The organism is Paenibacillus sp. FSL R5-0749, from assembly GCF_038595085.1.
Lineage (GTDB): Bacteria > Bacillota > Bacilli > Paenibacillales > Paenibacillaceae > Paenibacillus.
Genome location: NZ_CP152005.1, coordinates 4,229,154 through 4,244,500, shown reverse-complemented (window position 1 = coordinate 4,244,500; position 15,347 = coordinate 4,229,154). Strand labels below are relative to the sequence as shown.

The 15,347-nt window shown below is 46.3% G+C and carries 12 protein-coding genes and 1 other annotated feature; of the genes, 8 read left to right on the top strand and 4 right to left on the bottom strand.

The window, feature by feature from the left end; translation table 11 throughout:
- Nucleotides 1-8: 8 nt before the first annotated feature.
- From MKY85_RS18780 to MKY85_RS18770, 3 genes are all read right to left on the bottom strand, one after another.
- Nucleotides 9-1,256 carry a glutamate-5-semialdehyde dehydrogenase gene (locus MKY85_RS18780; protein ID WP_339235104.1) on the bottom strand — a complete coding sequence of 416 codons (1,248 nt, stop codon included), beginning with the start codon at nucleotides 1,254-1,256 and terminating at the stop codon, nucleotides 9-11.
- A gap of 57 nt (nucleotides 1,257-1,313) precedes the next feature.
- Nucleotides 1,314-2,417: a glutamate 5-kinase gene (gene proB / locus MKY85_RS18775; protein ID WP_339235101.1), complete on the bottom strand. Its 1,104-nt coding sequence runs from the start codon at nucleotides 2,415-2,417 to the stop codon at nucleotides 1,314-1,316.
- A gap of 82 nt (nucleotides 2,418-2,499) precedes the next feature.
- Nucleotides 2,500-2,714 (bottom strand) — a binding site (T-box leader).
- Nucleotides 2,715-2,778: 64 nt separating this feature from the next.
- Nucleotides 2,779-3,987 (bottom strand): pyridoxal phosphate-dependent aminotransferase, encoded by a 1,209-nt coding sequence (locus MKY85_RS18770; protein WP_342570533.1) that lies wholly within the window; start codon nucleotides 3,985-3,987, stop codon nucleotides 2,779-2,781.
- Between the two features lie 262 nt (nucleotides 3,988-4,249).
- Here MKY85_RS18770 and MKY85_RS18765 point away from each other — a divergent pair, with 262 nt between their 5' ends.
- The 4 genes from MKY85_RS18765 to MKY85_RS18750 all read left to right on the top strand — a co-directional run bounded on the left by MKY85_RS18765 (nucleotide 4,250) and on the right by MKY85_RS18750 (nucleotide 7,985).
- Nucleotides 4,250-5,269: an ABC transporter substrate-binding protein gene (locus MKY85_RS18765; protein WP_342570532.1), complete on the top strand. Its 1,020-nt coding sequence runs from the start codon at nucleotides 4,250-4,252 to the stop codon at nucleotides 5,267-5,269.
- A 199-nt stretch (nucleotides 5,270-5,468) separates the two neighbouring features.
- Complete coding sequence (locus MKY85_RS18760) at nucleotides 5,469-6,638, top strand: AraC family transcriptional regulator (protein ID WP_342570531.1); 1,170 nt, start codon at nucleotides 5,469-5,471, stop codon at nucleotides 6,636-6,638.
- A complete protein-coding gene (locus tag MKY85_RS18755; protein ID WP_342570530.1) occupies nucleotides 6,593-7,090 on the top strand; it encodes an ABC transporter substrate-binding protein in 498 nt (165 codons plus the stop codon). Before MKY85_RS18760 ends, MKY85_RS18755 begins: the two co-directional genes overlap by 46 nt.
- Nucleotides 7,091-7,163: 73 nt before the next feature.
- Complete coding sequence (locus tag MKY85_RS18750; RefSeq protein WP_342570529.1) at nucleotides 7,164-7,985, top strand: carbon-nitrogen family hydrolase; 822 nt, start codon at nucleotides 7,164-7,166, stop codon at nucleotides 7,983-7,985.
- Between the two features lie 509 nt (nucleotides 7,986-8,494).
- Here the strand turns inward: MKY85_RS18750 and MKY85_RS18745 are convergent.
- Nucleotides 8,495-9,415, bottom strand: a complete 921-nt coding sequence (locus MKY85_RS18745; protein WP_339235087.1) for a LysR family transcriptional regulator — start codon at nucleotides 9,413-9,415, stop codon at nucleotides 8,495-8,497.
- Nucleotides 9,416-9,792: 377 nt separating this feature from the next.
- Between MKY85_RS18745 and leuC the strand changes: the two genes are divergently transcribed.
- From leuC to MKY85_RS18725, 4 genes are all read left to right on the top strand, one after another.
- Entirely contained in the window at nucleotides 9,793-11,214 is a 1,422-nt protein-coding gene (leuC, locus tag MKY85_RS18740; protein ID WP_342573420.1) for a 3-isopropylmalate dehydratase large subunit, read from the top strand.
- Nucleotides 11,215-11,245: 31 nt separating this feature from the next.
- A complete protein-coding gene (gene leuD / locus MKY85_RS18735; RefSeq protein ID WP_091028995.1) occupies nucleotides 11,246-11,848 on the top strand; it encodes a 3-isopropylmalate dehydratase small subunit in 603 nt (200 codons plus the stop codon).
- 411 nt (nucleotides 11,849-12,259) lie between these two features.
- Entirely contained in the window at nucleotides 12,260-13,666 is a 1,407-nt protein-coding gene (locus tag MKY85_RS18730; protein ID WP_342570528.1) for an N-acetylmuramoyl-L-alanine amidase family protein, read from the top strand.
- Between the two features lie 258 nt (nucleotides 13,667-13,924).
- Entirely contained in the window at nucleotides 13,925-15,334 is a 1,410-nt protein-coding gene (locus MKY85_RS18725; protein ID WP_342570527.1) for an N-acetylmuramoyl-L-alanine amidase family protein, read from the top strand.
- The last annotated feature ends 13 nt before the right edge of the window (nucleotides 15,335-15,347 follow it).

The window sequence follows — 15,347 nt, the reverse complement described above, 5'->3', positions numbered from 1 at the left end:
CTGGGATATTATTGACGAATCTGTCCATTGCCTGTAATACGATATTTGGTTGATGTCAGTGCTGGCAGCCCCATTGGTCCACGTGCATGCAGTTTTTGGGTACTGATGCCAATCTCTGCTCCATAACCAAATTCGAACCCGTCCGTGAAACGTGTGGAGGCATTGTGATAGACTGCTGCTGCATCCACATCATGCATGAAGCGTTCTGCATGGGCTGTATCCCGGGTTACGATACACTCGGAATGTTTGGTTCCGTAATGTGCGATGTGCTGCATGGCTTCGTCCAGGTTCTCAACCACACGGATATTTAAAATATAATCGTTGTACTCGGTCGCATAGTCTTCCTCGGTTGCCTCAAGGGCGGTAGGGACAAGACGGCGCACCGTGTCGCAACCTTTCAAGACCACACTCGCCTCACGGAATTGCTCGGCAAGAGCAGGAAGATGCTCTTCCGCGTATGCGGCATGCAGCAATAAAGTCTCCATGGAGTTACACACGGATGGGCGTTGTGCCTTGGCGTTGATGGCAATTTCGGCTGCCATGACGGGATCAGCTGATTCATCCACATAGGTATGACAGATGCCTGCACCGGTCTCAATAACAGGTACGGTCGCATTGGCAACCACATTACGGATGAGGGAGGCCCCGCCGCGTGGAATGATGACATCCAGCAGTCCGTTCAACTTGAGCATTTCATCTACGGAAGCACGATCCGCATCTTCAACCAGTTGCAAAGCATCAGCAGGCATGGCTGTCGTTGCCAGTGCATGATGCAGAACCTCTACAATTTTGCGATTGGAGGACAGGGCAGAGGAGCCACCGCGCAGAAGCACTGCATTACCTGTTTTGAGACATAATCCGGCTGCGTCTACAGTGACATTGGGACGAGCTTCGTAGATGATACCGATTAGACCAATAGGCACTCTTAACTTTTCAACATGCAATCCGTTGGGGCGCGTGAATGTCTCCAATACCTCACCGACAGGATCAGGCAGACCTGCAATCTGACGCAGTCCTTCGGCAATGCCTGCGATCCGTTCCTTATTAAGTGCGAGTCGATCCAGCATCGATTCCGGCGTGCCTTGTGCTCTGCCTCGTTCGAGATCTTCAGCGTTTGCTGTGATGATTGATTCCGACTCCGTGATCAATGCATCGGCCATAACACGAAGGGCCGCATTTTTCTGATCTGTATTCAATCGGTTCAGCTGTGTAACCGTAGCCTGAGCTTTGCTGGCTTTTTCTCTCACTTCACTCATCGTAATTCCTCCTCATATATAGTTGAGTTTTTTTTCGACCAATGTATAGCTCCATGTCTATTTTAACGTAATCCACTCGTCTCTATGAATAACCTCAAGTCTGTGGATACTGGCAAGCTGTTTCATCACTTCGCCACTGGGAAGTCCGGCAATGAGTCGAAGTTGGTCATCATCATAATTGACAATACCGCGACCAAGCAAGGTTTCATCCATTCCAATGACCTCTACGACGTCTCCGGCGTGGAATGTTCCCAGCACCTTTTTGACCCCTACAGGCAGCAGACTATGCCCACCATGCACAAGAGCCTCTTCGGCCCCAGCATCCACAACAATTGTACCGAGCGGAGTGGACATGAAGCCAAGCCATTGCTTTTTACGGGATAACGAAGCGAGTCGTGTCTCAAAATAGGTTCCTTTGCCCGTTCCGTCCACGGCCTGTTGCATATCTCCAGGTTCTTTCACACTTCCTACAAATACAGGGACACCACCACGGGTTGCTACCTTGGCCGCATCAACTTTGGATCGCATTCCGCCTGTACCAACCGATGATCCTGAACCGCCGGCAAACGCATAAATCTCAGCCGTTATTTCAGGGATGCGGTCGTAACGAATGGCTGATGGATCTTTACGTGGATCGGCGGTGTACAGCCCGTTGGTATCCGTTAGAATGATCAGATGTTGTGCTTTTACCAGGTTCGCCACCAACGCGGACAATAGATCGTTATCACCAAACTTCAATTCGTCTACGGAGACCGTATCATTTTCATTGAATATCGGAATCACTCGCTGTTTGAGCAGCTCTTCTACGGTCATTCCCGCATTACCCATACGTTTACGACTGTGAAAGTCTGTGCGGGTTAACAGAATTTGTGCCGTAGTAACGCGGTGCGCTGCAAAAGCCTGTTGATATGCCTGCATCAGCAATGCTTGCCCAACGGCTGCTGCAGCTTGTTTCTCATGCAGCAGTTTGGGCCGCTGAGGGTAACCGATCTCCCGGAAACCTGCCGCCACTGCTCCAGAGGTAACCAAGAGCACCTCATGACCCTGGTCAGCCAAGGCTGCAATTTCTCCGGCAAAAAAGGTGATCGAACTGCGATCCAGACCGCCTTCTTCCGTGGTAAGCGAGCTGCTTCCAATCTTAACTACAATACGTGAAGTCATGGTTTCACTTCCTTAAACATGATTAATAAGTGATTTTGTGTGAGGCTTAAGCGGGTACAAAAAAAACTCCCGCCCTTTAGTTAAAAAGGACGAAAGTTCGTTACTTCCGCGGTACCACCTTTATTGATGATTAAATCATCCGGCTTCATGCCCTGTAACAGAAGGCACTGTCCTGTACGTAACAGGCCGCTCAGGGGTAGGTTTCAGAGAAGAGCCGCGGTAAATTCTTTCAGCAGGGTGGAATTTACTCTCTGGGCACGACTGATATTCTCTTACTGGTCCCGTCATCACGTTTCGTTCAATATTTCTTATAACATACCATGGAAACTTGGCATATGCAAAGGGGTTATCGTCCTGTAAATTACTTGAATAAGTTCAGCTTGCCAATCCGTTCCACAGCTTCGCGTAATCGGTTTTCATCACTGAGCAGTCCTGCGCGGACATAGCCTTCACCATGTGAACCAAAACCGACACCTGGGGCGACTGCCACCTTGGCTTCCTGCAGTAACAAGTCTGCAAATGAAGCAGAGGTATAACCTGCAGGTACAGGTAACCAGCTGAAGAATGAACCTGCCGGTTTCGAAGCTTGCCAGCCAATCGAAGAAAGAGCGTCATAGAACGCATTACGACGGGATTCGTAACGTGAAACCAGCGAAGTGACACATTCCTGAGATCCAGTAAGTGCTTCCGTTGCCGCAGCTTGTATCCCACCGAAAAGACTGACATAGATATGATCCTGCAGCAGATTGATTTTAGAGACGATCTCCGCATTACCCAGCGCGAATCCAACGCGCCATCCAGCCATATTGTACGTTTTGGATAACGTATAGAACTCAATGCCCACTTCTTTGGCACCAGGGGCTTGTAAGAAACTTACTGGACGATGTCCGTCAAATCCAATCGCACCGTAAGCAAAGTCGCTTGCAACGACGATTTGATTTTGAATGGCGAATTTAACCGTATCTTCGTAGAACGACAGTGGAGCCGTTGCCGACGTTGGATTGTTGGGATAGTTGAGGAACATCAGCTTGGCCTTCTCCCGATCTTCGGCTGTAACTGCTTCATAATCCGGCAGGAATGCATTGGACTCCAGCAAAGGCATAAATGACATGTGTGCTTTCGCGAGTGCAACACCAGACCAGTAATCCGGATAGCCTGGATCGGGAACGAGAACAGTGTCACCGGGGTTAAGCAAAACCTGAGGTAACTGAACCAGTCCTGTTTTGCCTCCGAACAGAATGGCTACTTCAGTCTCGGGGTCCAGATCAACATTGTAATCTTCCTTATAACGTTTGGTGACCGCTTCCTTCAGGAAAGAGTACCCTCTAAAAGGGGAGTATTTGTGGTAGAGGGGATTGTCAGCCGACTCTTGCAGTGATTTCACAATATGGGGCGGTGTAGGTGTATCCGGGTTCCCCTGACCCAGATTAATCACATCATGTCCACTTGCGATTTCACGATTTACATTTTGAACAAGGGTAGCAAAAAATTGCGTTGGCAGCTGTGTCATTACATCAGAAGTCGGTATCGTAAATGCTGAACGAGCAGTTATATGATCTGAATGGGTCATTAGCTTCATCACTCCGGTTATTAAAAATGGCAAATAGTTCTCATTAATTTATCACGCCAATCCCGAGCTGTATAGAGGGAAATACACTTGATTATGCAGTACATAGGTGCCAAGAGCGGGAGATTGTACAAAATTGAAAGTGCTCATTTCGTTTTGTCCATTGAGCTGAGAGGAGCCATGTTTTATGATAATATCCGATAATGATAATCAATATCATTAAATTATATTGCACTATGCACATGATACAGGGGGAGAAACAGCAATGAAAAAGGGCATACGAAATACGGCAGTATTATTTACGATTACGTGGTTATCCGTGTTGATGCTGGCTTGTGGAAATCAGGCTGCAACACCTGCTGCTGGCGCAGAGGATTCCAAAGCAGCCACAGAAACTCAGGCTGAAGGAAAGGCAACCAATCAGGAACAAACTGCAACGGAAGAGACAACGAATGAGGGTGAGACCCGGGTATTCAAAGATTGGACTGGCCATGAGGTTGAGGTTCCTGTAAATCCGAAGCGAGTCATCTATCATGGAGAAGTTACCGGGGACCTGCTCGCGCTAGGTGTTGTACCAGTAGGCATACTGCATCAGGAGGGAACCGTATACGATGATCAGGTTGCTCAGGCAGAAGATGTAGGATTTCCGATTAGTGTGGAAAAGGCGTTAGCCTTGAATCCCGATTTGATCATCTTCTCCAACAGTGATGAGGCGCAATATGATCAGATTGCGAAAGTTGCACCCACGGTTACTTTTGACTCATTCGGGTCAATAGAAGATCGGTTGCGTATCCTTGGCGACTTGTTGAACAAGAAGCAAGAAGCGGAGGATTGGATTACGAAGCATCAACAAGCAACAGATGCGATGTGGAAGCAACTGCATGAGAACGGCTTGAAAGAAGGGGAGACGGCTTCGGTATTCACCATGTATCCCGGGAATCGTATGTTTGTCATGGCAGGTGCAGGATTGCCACAGTTGTTATATGGTAAGGACGGACTGAAGCCAACCGCGGAAATTCAGAAAGTATTGGATCAAGACATGGGATTCGTAGAGATTTCGACCGAAAAATTATCTGAAATTGCCGGTGATCGGATATTTATTCTGGACCCTGTGACCGATGATGCCAAGCAATCCACCAAGGAATTGCTGGATAGTTCAATCTGGAAGAACCTGCCTGCGGTGAAGGAAGGAAAAGTATATCGTTTTGATATCGTAAAAGCTTCAAGTGATGCCCTTTCCAGGGAGTGGCTGTTACAAGAGCTGCCTAAACAGATGATCCAATAATTGGTGATGAGCCAGTAAGGCACCAGTAATACCTTTAAGTATGTTGATTAAAAAGTAAAAGGAGCCTTCAACTTTTCGTTGAGCGCTCTTTTTTGCTGATTAAAGTCATAGCTGGATTATTAACCATCACTCGCTTATAATCAGACCATACAGAACGATTGATAATCATTCTCATTTTAGAAAGACGAGGTGAACCGACATGCAGGCGCTGGATGCCGATGGGGGAGCGTTGTTCTTTTCAGCATTCATGTTTCGGCTGGATCATCTGGTACGACGAATTGAGCCACCTGAACAGGTGATGCTAGAAGTTGATTGCGAGAAACATGCGTTCCTGATCTGCGAAGAAGGAGAGGGACGGTTATATATTGGAGATGAACAGTATCCGTTTACTACGGGATTTGTTTATCCACTTTCTCCGGGAGAAGGCTACCAGATTGAACATCGCAAGGATTCGGAATTGAAATATATCGTGATGAGCTTTGATGTTATTCATGTGTTGACGAGCGATCCAGAGCTCTATACCCGCCCTGTATTTGCACACAGAAACCAGTTGAATGGCTATCCATATGCTCCGTTAAGTGGGCTATTGGAACAGATGTATGTCATTCGGAACTATAAAACAGACGCCGAGTACAGTCATCTGAATGCACAGTTCCAAAAATGGATGGAGATAATTATTACCCGGTACACTTCTCCAAAGAAGGAGCAGAGTATGGAAGCAAGGCTACGCAGTACAATTCAGTATGTGGACGACCATTATACTGAAGAAATCACTGTACAGAAACTGGCCCGTCTTGCAGAGATCAGACCTGTGCAGTATACAATTCTATTCAGACAACTTACAGGTCACAAGCCACTTGATTATGTAAACCACGTACGCATTAAACATGCCAAGGAATGGCTCCGCAAATCGGATGAGCCTCTTCGGGATATCGCAAGCCGCGTGGGGTTTAAGGATGAGTATTATTTCAGCAGGCGTTTTCGCCAAATGACTGGATTATCTCCTCGTCAATATGACAGATCTATTCAGCAGCAGACGTTGGTACAGGACTGGATGGGTCATGAAGTGAATATTCCTGTAAATCCGGAGCGAATTATGTATTACGGAGATTCCGCGGGAGATCTGCTGATGCTGGGTATTCCGGTGCTGGGAGATCAGACTTATGACGCGGTTGCTCCGGTTAAAGTGGAAGCAGCTGTTGTCATGAATCCGGATCTGATAATTTTTGATAGTAACAATGAACAGCAGTATGAACAACTTTCCCACATTGCACCAACACTCGCTTACAATTCACATGCCATGTTGACGAGCGAATGCGTGGTTTGGGCAACTGGTTTGGCAAACAACCTCAGGCTGAACAGTGGCTAACCTCCTATGCGGAGCGTACTGAGCAGATGTGGGTGAAGATCCATACAGCGATTGAAGAAGGGGAAACAGCATCCGTATTTACATTCCATCGAGGTGCACGATTATTTGTTATGGGCAATATCGGGCTGGCGCCATTGTTATACCATCCAATGGGGTTCAGGCCGGTTACCAAAGTGAAGGAAGCACTTGCGGCGGGCAGGGCCTATAAGGAAATTTCAGCAGAAGCGGTACGACAGTATGCGGGGGATCATGTATTTGTTATGCTGCCTGAGGAAGTCGTGGCAAGAAAGGCTACCGAGATGCTGATGAAAAGTTCCAGTTGGCAAGCCCTTCCGGCTGTGCAGAATAGACGGGTGTATGCTGTGGAGGAGTCGATCTGGAACATGGGTGATGCGCTCACAAGCGATCGATTGTTGACCCTGCTGCCTGAGTTATTGTGTGCAAGTTCATAACAAAAACAGGCTTGCAGTCTTCAAGAGGATCAAGCTATGATAGCAGGTATTACGGTTCAGAGGAGTGCTTGTCATGACAGAACAACAACAGGGAGAAATGCGTGTAGCTCTGATTCAGGGGGATATCCAGCTCGGAGACCCTGAGGCTAATCATAAACATATGCAGTCGTTGCTTGAACGTGCGGTAGAACAATATCCGGACCTGGGGCTGGCTGTGCTACCTGAAATGTGGAATACCGGATACGCGTTGACGCAAATTCATGAACTCGCTGACCCGGAAGGCCAGAAATCTCGGGAATGGCTGTCCGCTTTTGCTCAAAAACATCAAATTTCCATCGTTGGCGGTTCCATTGCCGAGAAACGGGATGGTCAAATATACAATACAATGTACGCGTATGATCGTGAAGGAAAACAGGTAACGCGATACGATAAATTACATTTGTTCCGTCTGATGGACGAGGAGAAATATTTAGAGCCTGGTGCGGAACCTGAAATTTTTGAATTGCAAAATGGTCTTACAGCGGGTGCTTCGATCTGTTACGACATCCGGTTTCCGGAGCTTGCTCGGACCCTTGCTTTAAATGGTGCCAAGGCATTGATTGTACCGGCCGAATGGCCGAATCCTCGTCTGCATCACTGGCGTACATTGCTTACGGCAAGAGCGATTGAGAATCAGATGTATGTGATCGCCTGTAACCGTGTGGGAAAAGGGGGGGACACCGAGTTTTTCGGACATTCCCTCATCATTGATCCATGGGGTGAGATTGTGGCTGAAGGTGGCGAAGGGGAAGAGATCGTGACCGGAATCATTCGCCCTTCCCTGGTAGATGAGGTTCGCGGACGTATTCCCGTGTTTGAAGACCGTCGACCTGGCGTTTATTTTGGTGATAAATAAAAAAATGAAATAAATTCTGCAGAAAAAGTGTTTATTCTTCCAGCGTGCGGGTAATGATAACTATCCCGTTACCAAGGAGATGATCAATCAATGGACAACCATGTGAAAGATACGCTCAGGAGACTGGAACAGGATAACACAAGGGAAGATCACTTAAGGGCATTCTTAGAGAATGGAGCAGGAGGGCTATCACCGCCTGATTCAACTGTTCAGGACGAAGGCCGTGTAATGAATCAGCAAAACAGGCTGACAAGCGATCATAATTTGCGAAAATAAACCGTCACACATGAAGTTTTCTTATGTACGTTTCTACATTAACATTATAAATTATCATGAAAGCTAAACAACTTAACAAGCAACATTGTACTCTAACCAGTTACTGTGATTGCGTTGTAAGAACTCTATCCTGCTTATGCGGGAAACGAGTATATGACAAAGGCTTGGCCCATTAGGGTCAAGCCTTTGTTTTGGTCTGTGTTATATGTCTCCATACCCCTAGGAGAAATTCCTTAGTCTCCCTTGGACAATTCGGCCACCGTTTGTTGAAACGTATGGATGAACGCTTCGGCTGCCTTCGACAGTACTCTGCCTTGCCGGTAAGCCACAACAAGTGTTCTGCTGGGCGTTGGCTCAGCAAGCGGCACATACACGGGTACGAATTCACTGCGCGGCGCACGGGCAATAAAGCGTGGAACAAGTGTAATCCCCATCCCTGTGGCGACCAGTGACTGAACGGTTTCAATATTTGTGCTCTCGAACACAACTTGGGGATCAAAACCAGCCTGCTCACAGAGATCAAATGTAAGTTTGCGGAAACCTTGTCCTTTTTTCAATACAACAAATGGCTCATCCCGAAGCTCTTCAATGCGCACAGGAAGCGGATTATCCGGATCTGCCCTGCGTGCCAGAGGGTGATTCGGGGGAACCGCTAGATCAATCCGTTCTTCGCCAATAGTTACATAAGACAAGCTTGGTTCTTGTAAAGGAAGTGATAAGAGGCTAAGATCAGCTTTGCCGCTTGCTGTCAATTTCTCAAGCGTAAGTCCGGAGTCTTCCAACAAGGTGACTTCAATCTCGGGGTACGCTTGTTGGAATGCAGGAAGCACGTGTGGGAGCAGGTGTGAGCCGGTGATCGGCATGCTGCCCACAACGACTTTACCTTTGCGAAGCTGGGAGATGTCTGACATTTCCTGACGTAATAACTCCATAGCATCTACGATCTTCTGGGCTTGCTCCACAAACGTAACACCTGCATGGGTTAACTCTACGGTACTCGTATTACGCTGAAACAGCAGTACTCCCAATTCTTTTTCTAATTTGGATAATTGCTGGCTTAATGAAGGTTGAGCAATATGCAGTTTTTCTGCTGCCCTGGAGAAATTGCGTTCGGCCGCAATTTGCAGCGTATATTGAAGTTGTCTGAATTCCATCGTCATTGGTCATTCCTTTCGTTATGCCACCATTATATCACTACAGATAAAGAAATCATTCTTATTACCGGAACTACTGGTAAACTCAATTATTAAGAGGCGGCTTCTTTATTTTGTATAAAAACATTGACAGCGACGAAGCGGGAACGTACTATAAGACTTACATGATAATGATAATTGTTATCAATTGAAACCTCTGCGATGAGCAGTGGTTTATTTGCCTTTCTTTTATTATAGGTTAAACCTATTACATCTATAGATATTATATCTTGGAACAATGAAGGACGGGGTGATATATTTATGTCATTCAAGAGCTTCACTTTTTAAAGAAAAACAGAGGCTCTTCCAAGGACCGAACTTATGATGAGGTGAAAATGATGAGTAAAAAAACGATGTTTGAGAAAATTTGGGAAAATCACGTAATTCATCAAGAAGAAGGCAAACCAAGCATTCTGTATATCGATCTGCATCTGGTGCACGAAGTAACTTCTCCGCAAGCATTTGAAGGACTTCGTTTGAGTGGACGTAAAGTTCGTCGCCCTGAGCTGACATTTGCAACAATGGACCACAACGTTCCAACCAAAGACCGCTTCAACATTACAGATCCAATCTCCAAACAACAAATTGATACCCTTTCGCAAAACTGTCGTGATTTCGGCGTGAAGTTGTATGATCTGGACACGGTTGATCAAGGCGTTGTGCACGTTATGGGACCTGAACTTGGTCTGACTCACCCAGGTAAAACGATTGTATGTGGTGACAGTCATACGTCCACACACGGTGCGTTTGGCGCACTGGCATTCGGAATCGGAACAAGTGAAGTTGAACACGTTATGGCAACGCAATGTTTGCAACAAGCGAAAGCCAAAACGATGGAAGTTCGTTTTGTCGGCAAACGTAACCCGGGTGTAACCGCGAAGGATATGATCCTCGCAGTCATCAGCAAATACGGTACAGACTTTGCAACAGGTTATGTTATTGAGTACACGGGTGAATCCATCCGTGAATTGAGCATGGAAGAGCGTATGACGGTCTGCAACATGTCCATCGAAGGTGGAGCAAGAGCAGGATTGATCGCTCCGGATGAAACAACATTTGAATATCTGCGTGGACGTGAATACGTACCAGCGGGTGCGAAGTTCGATGAAGCTGTAGAAGGTTGGAAACAGCTTGTAACCGATGAAGGTGCGGAGTTCGACCATGTGGTTGAAATCGATGTCGAAACATTGATTCCACAAGTAACTTGGGGAACAAGCCCTGGTATGGGAACAGACATTTCTTCGAAAGTTCCTGTTCCGGCTGAATTGCCTACAGAAAACGAACGTAAAGCGGCTGAAAAAGCGCTTGAATATATGGGACTTGAGCCGGGAACACCAATTGCCGAGATTCCAATTGATTATGTATTTATCGGTTCTTGCACCAATGGTCGGATCGAAGATCTGCGTGCAGCTGCAAAAGTGGCTAAAGGTCACACGGTATCCAGTCAGGTTACAGCAATTGTTGTACCAGGCTCAGGACGAGTTAAAATCCAAGCAGAACAAGAAGGTTTGGATAAAATCTTTACGGAAGCCGGATTTGAATGGCGTGATGCGGGATGCAGCATGTGTCTGGCGATGAACCCGGATGTATTGAAGCCAGGACAACGTTGTGCTTCAACGTCCAACCGTAACTTCGAAGGACGTCAAGGACGCGGAGGACGTACACATCTGGTATCTCCAGCAATGGCAGCAGCAGCAGCGGTTAAGGGTCACTTTGTGGACGTACGGGATTGGAATTTCAAAACGGAAGCAGCGATCTAATCTATAACAGACAGAAGGGAGAACGTTTAATATGGAAGAATTCAAAACATTACAAGGCATCGTTGCACCGGTAGACCGGGTCAATGTAGATACAGACGCAATCATTCCGAAACAGTTCCTGAAACGGATTGAACGTACGGGATTTGGACAATTTTTGTTCTACGAATGGCGTTTTGATGAAGAGGGTAACAATAATGCCTCCTTCGAAATGAACAAACCTCGTTATGAAGGGGCATCCATCCTGATCTCACGTGCCAACTTTGGCTGTGGATCTTCCCGTGAGCATGCGCCATGGGCAATTATGGACTATGGATTCCGTTGTGTCATCGCTCCATCTTTTGCAGATATCTTCTATAATAACTGCTTTAAGAACGGGATCTTGCCAATCAAGTTGTCAGAAGAGCAAGTGGAAGACTTGTTCCAACGTACAGCGACACATGAAGGCTATGAGATGAATGTAAATCTGGAAAACAAAACGATTACCGATGCATACGGACTGCATATCGATTTTGATCTGGATGAGCATCGTCGTCAATTCCTTTTGCAAGGACTGGATGATATTGGTCTCACTCTTCAACATGATGACGAAATCGCTGCGTATGAGCAACGCCATGCGGCTAAACTATTCGGTTAATCGCTAGATTAGCGTACAGCAGAAAGCTTCTGTCTCGCCAAAGGAACCTTGTTTCCTATGGATGAGACAGAAGCTTTTTTTATAATTTCAGAAGCTAAAATATCTTAATGAATCATCTATACATAGAACTCCCGATCTTTCTCGATTGAATACTTCAACACGTAATATCTTCAATATATGACATCATGGATACGAAATCGATACACATTCATGTAAAAGAGATGATGTTCTTGATTGTGATCTGCATTTTTATCTTATTTCCGACTGAATATGACAACGTTGTAACCGGATGAAGGGACAATATCTGATAAACTGATTAGTAGATTATGGAAGGTTACATAGCGCCATTGATGTTACGCTGCAGAGAATCAGGTCGGATGTTCAAAAGACAAAAAGAATGGTGGATGAGGTATGAAAAAATGGTCGGCAGCAATCGTTTTTCTTCTGTTCCTATGTTTATTTCCAGTCATGGCCCATGCAGACACGACAACCTCGATTGTACTCGACGGTGTAACCATTAACCAGCAGACGGGAGCACCTGCCGAAAATATCGGAAAGACGGTCATGGTTCCGATTCGAATTGTATCGGAGAATCTGGGTTATAAGGTGAAGTGGGAGAAGGCAACTCAGTCAGTCCAAGTTCAAAAAGGAAACAGCACAATTCAAATGACGGCTGGCAAAGATGCAGCTACAGTGAATGGAAACGTGGTGAATCTGGATTCGCCTCCACTGATCAAACAGGGAACGACGCTTGTTCCGTTACGCTTTGTCGGGGAAGGCATGGGTCTGCGTGTTGGTTGGGACAATGGAACCAAGACAGTAAGCCTATTTAGTGTTCCTCCCGTAGTCGGAACCGAAGGTGACAGTGACCCCATCGAGGCTCCCGTCCCGGATGGTCTGACAGAGCTTCAAGGGATCACCTTCAGCGGAGATCGGTTGATTGTAGCAACAAACGGGAATATCAGTCCCAAAGTATCCAGTATAGGCGGGCCAGACCGTATTATAGTTGATCTACCTGCAGCTACATTCTCTCAGGAATTCATTCAGGGACAAGCCTCTAACGCGGATGGCAGTGGACAGATTATAGTTACGGATTCATCATTAGTTTCCAAAGTCAGGTATGCCATGTTCAGTAAATCGCCTTCTACCGTGCGTGTCGTTCTGGATCTGAATCAGACGGCTACAGCCAAATGGTCTGTTGGAGACAACAATGTCTTGCTTGTTGACCTGACAGCAACGAATGGAGAACCCACAAGCCAACCGGCAGTACCTACGAATGATGGCAAAACCGTTGTGGTCATTGATCCAGGACATGGTGGTCGTCAATCAGGTGCAGTAAGTTTGTCAGGAACTTATGAGAAGGATTTCAATTTGGTTGTAGGGCTGAAGGTACAGGCGATCCTTCAACAATACCCAAATATTCAAACAGTCATTACACGCCAGGATGATACAGAGCTTTCACTCAAACAGCGAGTGGATATTGCTGAATTGAATAAGGCAGATGTTTTTGTGTCCATTCATGGAAACAAATTCACAACACCCGTACCTAACGGCGTTGAAACGCTATACAGTCGCAAGGAAAGCAAGACCTTGGCTGATACTCTTCACAAATATGTCTTGCCGATAACAGGACTCAAGGATCGTGGGGTTAAAACGGCTAGTCTACATGTGACCCGTGAAACAACCATGCCTGCTGTGTTACTTGAATTAGGTTTTTTAAGTAATCCTTCAGATGAAGCAGTCATGCTCACAGAAGAATACCAGGAGAAATGTGCTCAGGCGATTGTGGACGGAATTGTTGAATTTTTGGGACTCTAAAATGAATTGTGCGTAATTATGCAGGTTAGGCTAGTACGTTGTTTAGAGATGTATATTTGATAAATAAGGAAAAAATGAGACATTAAAATGTAAAAAAAGCTTGATCTGACAACGTTTTTTTTCTGTTATGTTGGAATATATTCGCAACTTTTGAGAGCGAGGGGCGTCTAATAGGTGTCTGGTAATGCCCAAACGGTCAGTCGGAGTTGGAAAATGACAACATGCGGCAAAAAAATATGAGAATGGTAGGGGTGAAGGATGAAGAAGTTCGGTTTTTTGGTACTGTTATTTGTCTTTGGGCTCGTATTCCCGGGCTATAGTCACGCAGCAACAGACACGAAAATTATCCTAGACGGAAAAGAAATCGTACAGCCATCGGATGCAAAAGCGGAAATTATCAACAGCAAGGTGATGGTTCCGATCCGGGTTGTGTCCGAAAATCTTGGATATAGCGTGGAGTGGAAGCAGCAAACGCAAACGGTGACTATCAGCAAAGACAACACTGCCATGCAGATGATTGTTGGACAGAAGACGGCAACGGTGAACGGCAGTAACGTAAACCTGGATGCCCCGCCACTCGTTAAAAATGGTACTACGCTCGTACCTCTCCGATTTATTGGTGAGGAAATGGGTCTTAAGGTGGGTTGGAACAATACCACGAAGACGGTAACATTAGTTACCCAGAATTCAGGTTCCGGAAACGGGACAACCACACCTCCGAACTCTGGCAATGAAGGCGGAGGATCGGATCAGGAAGGTCTTGTACTGGTGAACGGCATCAGCTTCAGCGACAACCGCCTCATGATAGCAACAAGCGGGAGTACGAAGCCGAACGTCTTCACGATGACAGGACCAGATCGAATCGTTATAGACTTGCCGAATACCGCATTTGCTGATTCATTCAGTGAAGGACAGGCTCTAGACAGCAACCAGAATGGACAACTCGTCGTTAGCGGCTATCCGGATGTGTCGAAGATTCGTTATTCGTTATACAGCAACAGTCCATCTACAATTCGTTTTGTAATCGATCTGTCCAGTTCAAAAGGGTACAGTGTGCAAAATGATTCCGGACTGGTTATGATTAACCTCGACAATCAAAGTGGTACACCTGCTCCTCCCGTTGGGAATAATGGCAAAAAAGTTGTCGTTATCGATGCAGGTCACGGAGATCAGGATCCAGGGGCAATTGGTGTAACGGGGAAACGTGAAAAAGACTTCAATCTGGCAATGGCTCTGAAAGTGGAAGCCTTGTTGAAAAAAGAATCCAAAATTGACGTTGTGTTAACGCGCAGCGATGATACATTTTTGGCATTAAAAGAACGTGTGAAGATTGCACAAGACATAAAAGCGGACATCTTCATCTCCATTCATGCTAACAGTGGCCCTGCTGCTGCGAACGGTGTAGAGACATTCTATACACGCTCCAACAGCAAAGCACTTGCTACAGTGATGCACAAGTATCTCTTACAGTCTTCCGGACTGAAAGATCGCGGAGTGAAAACGGCAAGTCTCCATGTTACCCGTGAAACGACAATGCCAGCAGTTCTGCTGGAAGGTGGATTCCTTAGCAATAAGAGCGACGAAGCAGCCCTCTTCACGGAAAGTTTCCAGAACAGTGTTGCCAAAGGGATTGTTGCAGGAATCAAGGAGTATCTGGGAATTAAATAAGGGACAAGCCCTT

What these genes read in the sequence shown, in the direction of transcription:
- MKY85_RS18780 (WP_339235104.1), bottom strand. Translation starts at nt 1,256, where the DNA reads ATGAGTGAAGTGAGAGAAAAAGCCAGCAAAGCTCAGGCTACGGTTACA.
- proB (WP_339235101.1), bottom strand. Translation starts at nt 2,417, where the DNA reads ATGACTTCACGTATTGTAGTTAAGATTGGAAGCAGCTCGCTTACCACG.
- MKY85_RS18770 (WP_342570533.1), bottom strand. Translation starts at nt 3,987, where the DNA reads ATGACCCATTCAGATCATATAACTGCTCGTTCAGCATTTACGATACCG.
- MKY85_RS18765 (WP_342570532.1), top strand. Translation starts at nt 4,250, where the DNA reads ATGAAAAAGGGCATACGAAATACGGCAGTATTATTTACGATTACGTGG.
- MKY85_RS18760 (WP_342570531.1), top strand. Translation starts at nt 5,469, where the DNA reads ATGCAGGCGCTGGATGCCGATGGGGGAGCGTTGTTCTTTTCAGCATTC.
- MKY85_RS18750 (WP_342570529.1), top strand. Translation starts at nt 7,164, where the DNA reads ATGACAGAACAACAACAGGGAGAAATGCGTGTAGCTCTGATTCAGGGG.
- MKY85_RS18745 (WP_339235087.1), bottom strand. Translation starts at nt 9,415, where the DNA reads ATGGAATTCAGACAACTTCAATATACGCTGCAAATTGCGGCCGAACGC.
- leuC (WP_342573420.1), top strand. Translation starts at nt 9,793, where the DNA reads ATGAGTAAAAAAACGATGTTTGAGAAAATTTGGGAAAATCACGTAATT.
- leuD (WP_091028995.1), top strand. Translation starts at nt 11,246, where the DNA reads ATGGAAGAATTCAAAACATTACAAGGCATCGTTGCACCGGTAGACCGG.
- MKY85_RS18730 (WP_342570528.1), top strand. Translation starts at nt 12,260, where the DNA reads ATGAAAAAATGGTCGGCAGCAATCGTTTTTCTTCTGTTCCTATGTTTA.
- MKY85_RS18725 (WP_342570527.1), top strand. Translation starts at nt 13,925, where the DNA reads ATGAAGAAGTTCGGTTTTTTGGTACTGTTATTTGTCTTTGGGCTCGTA.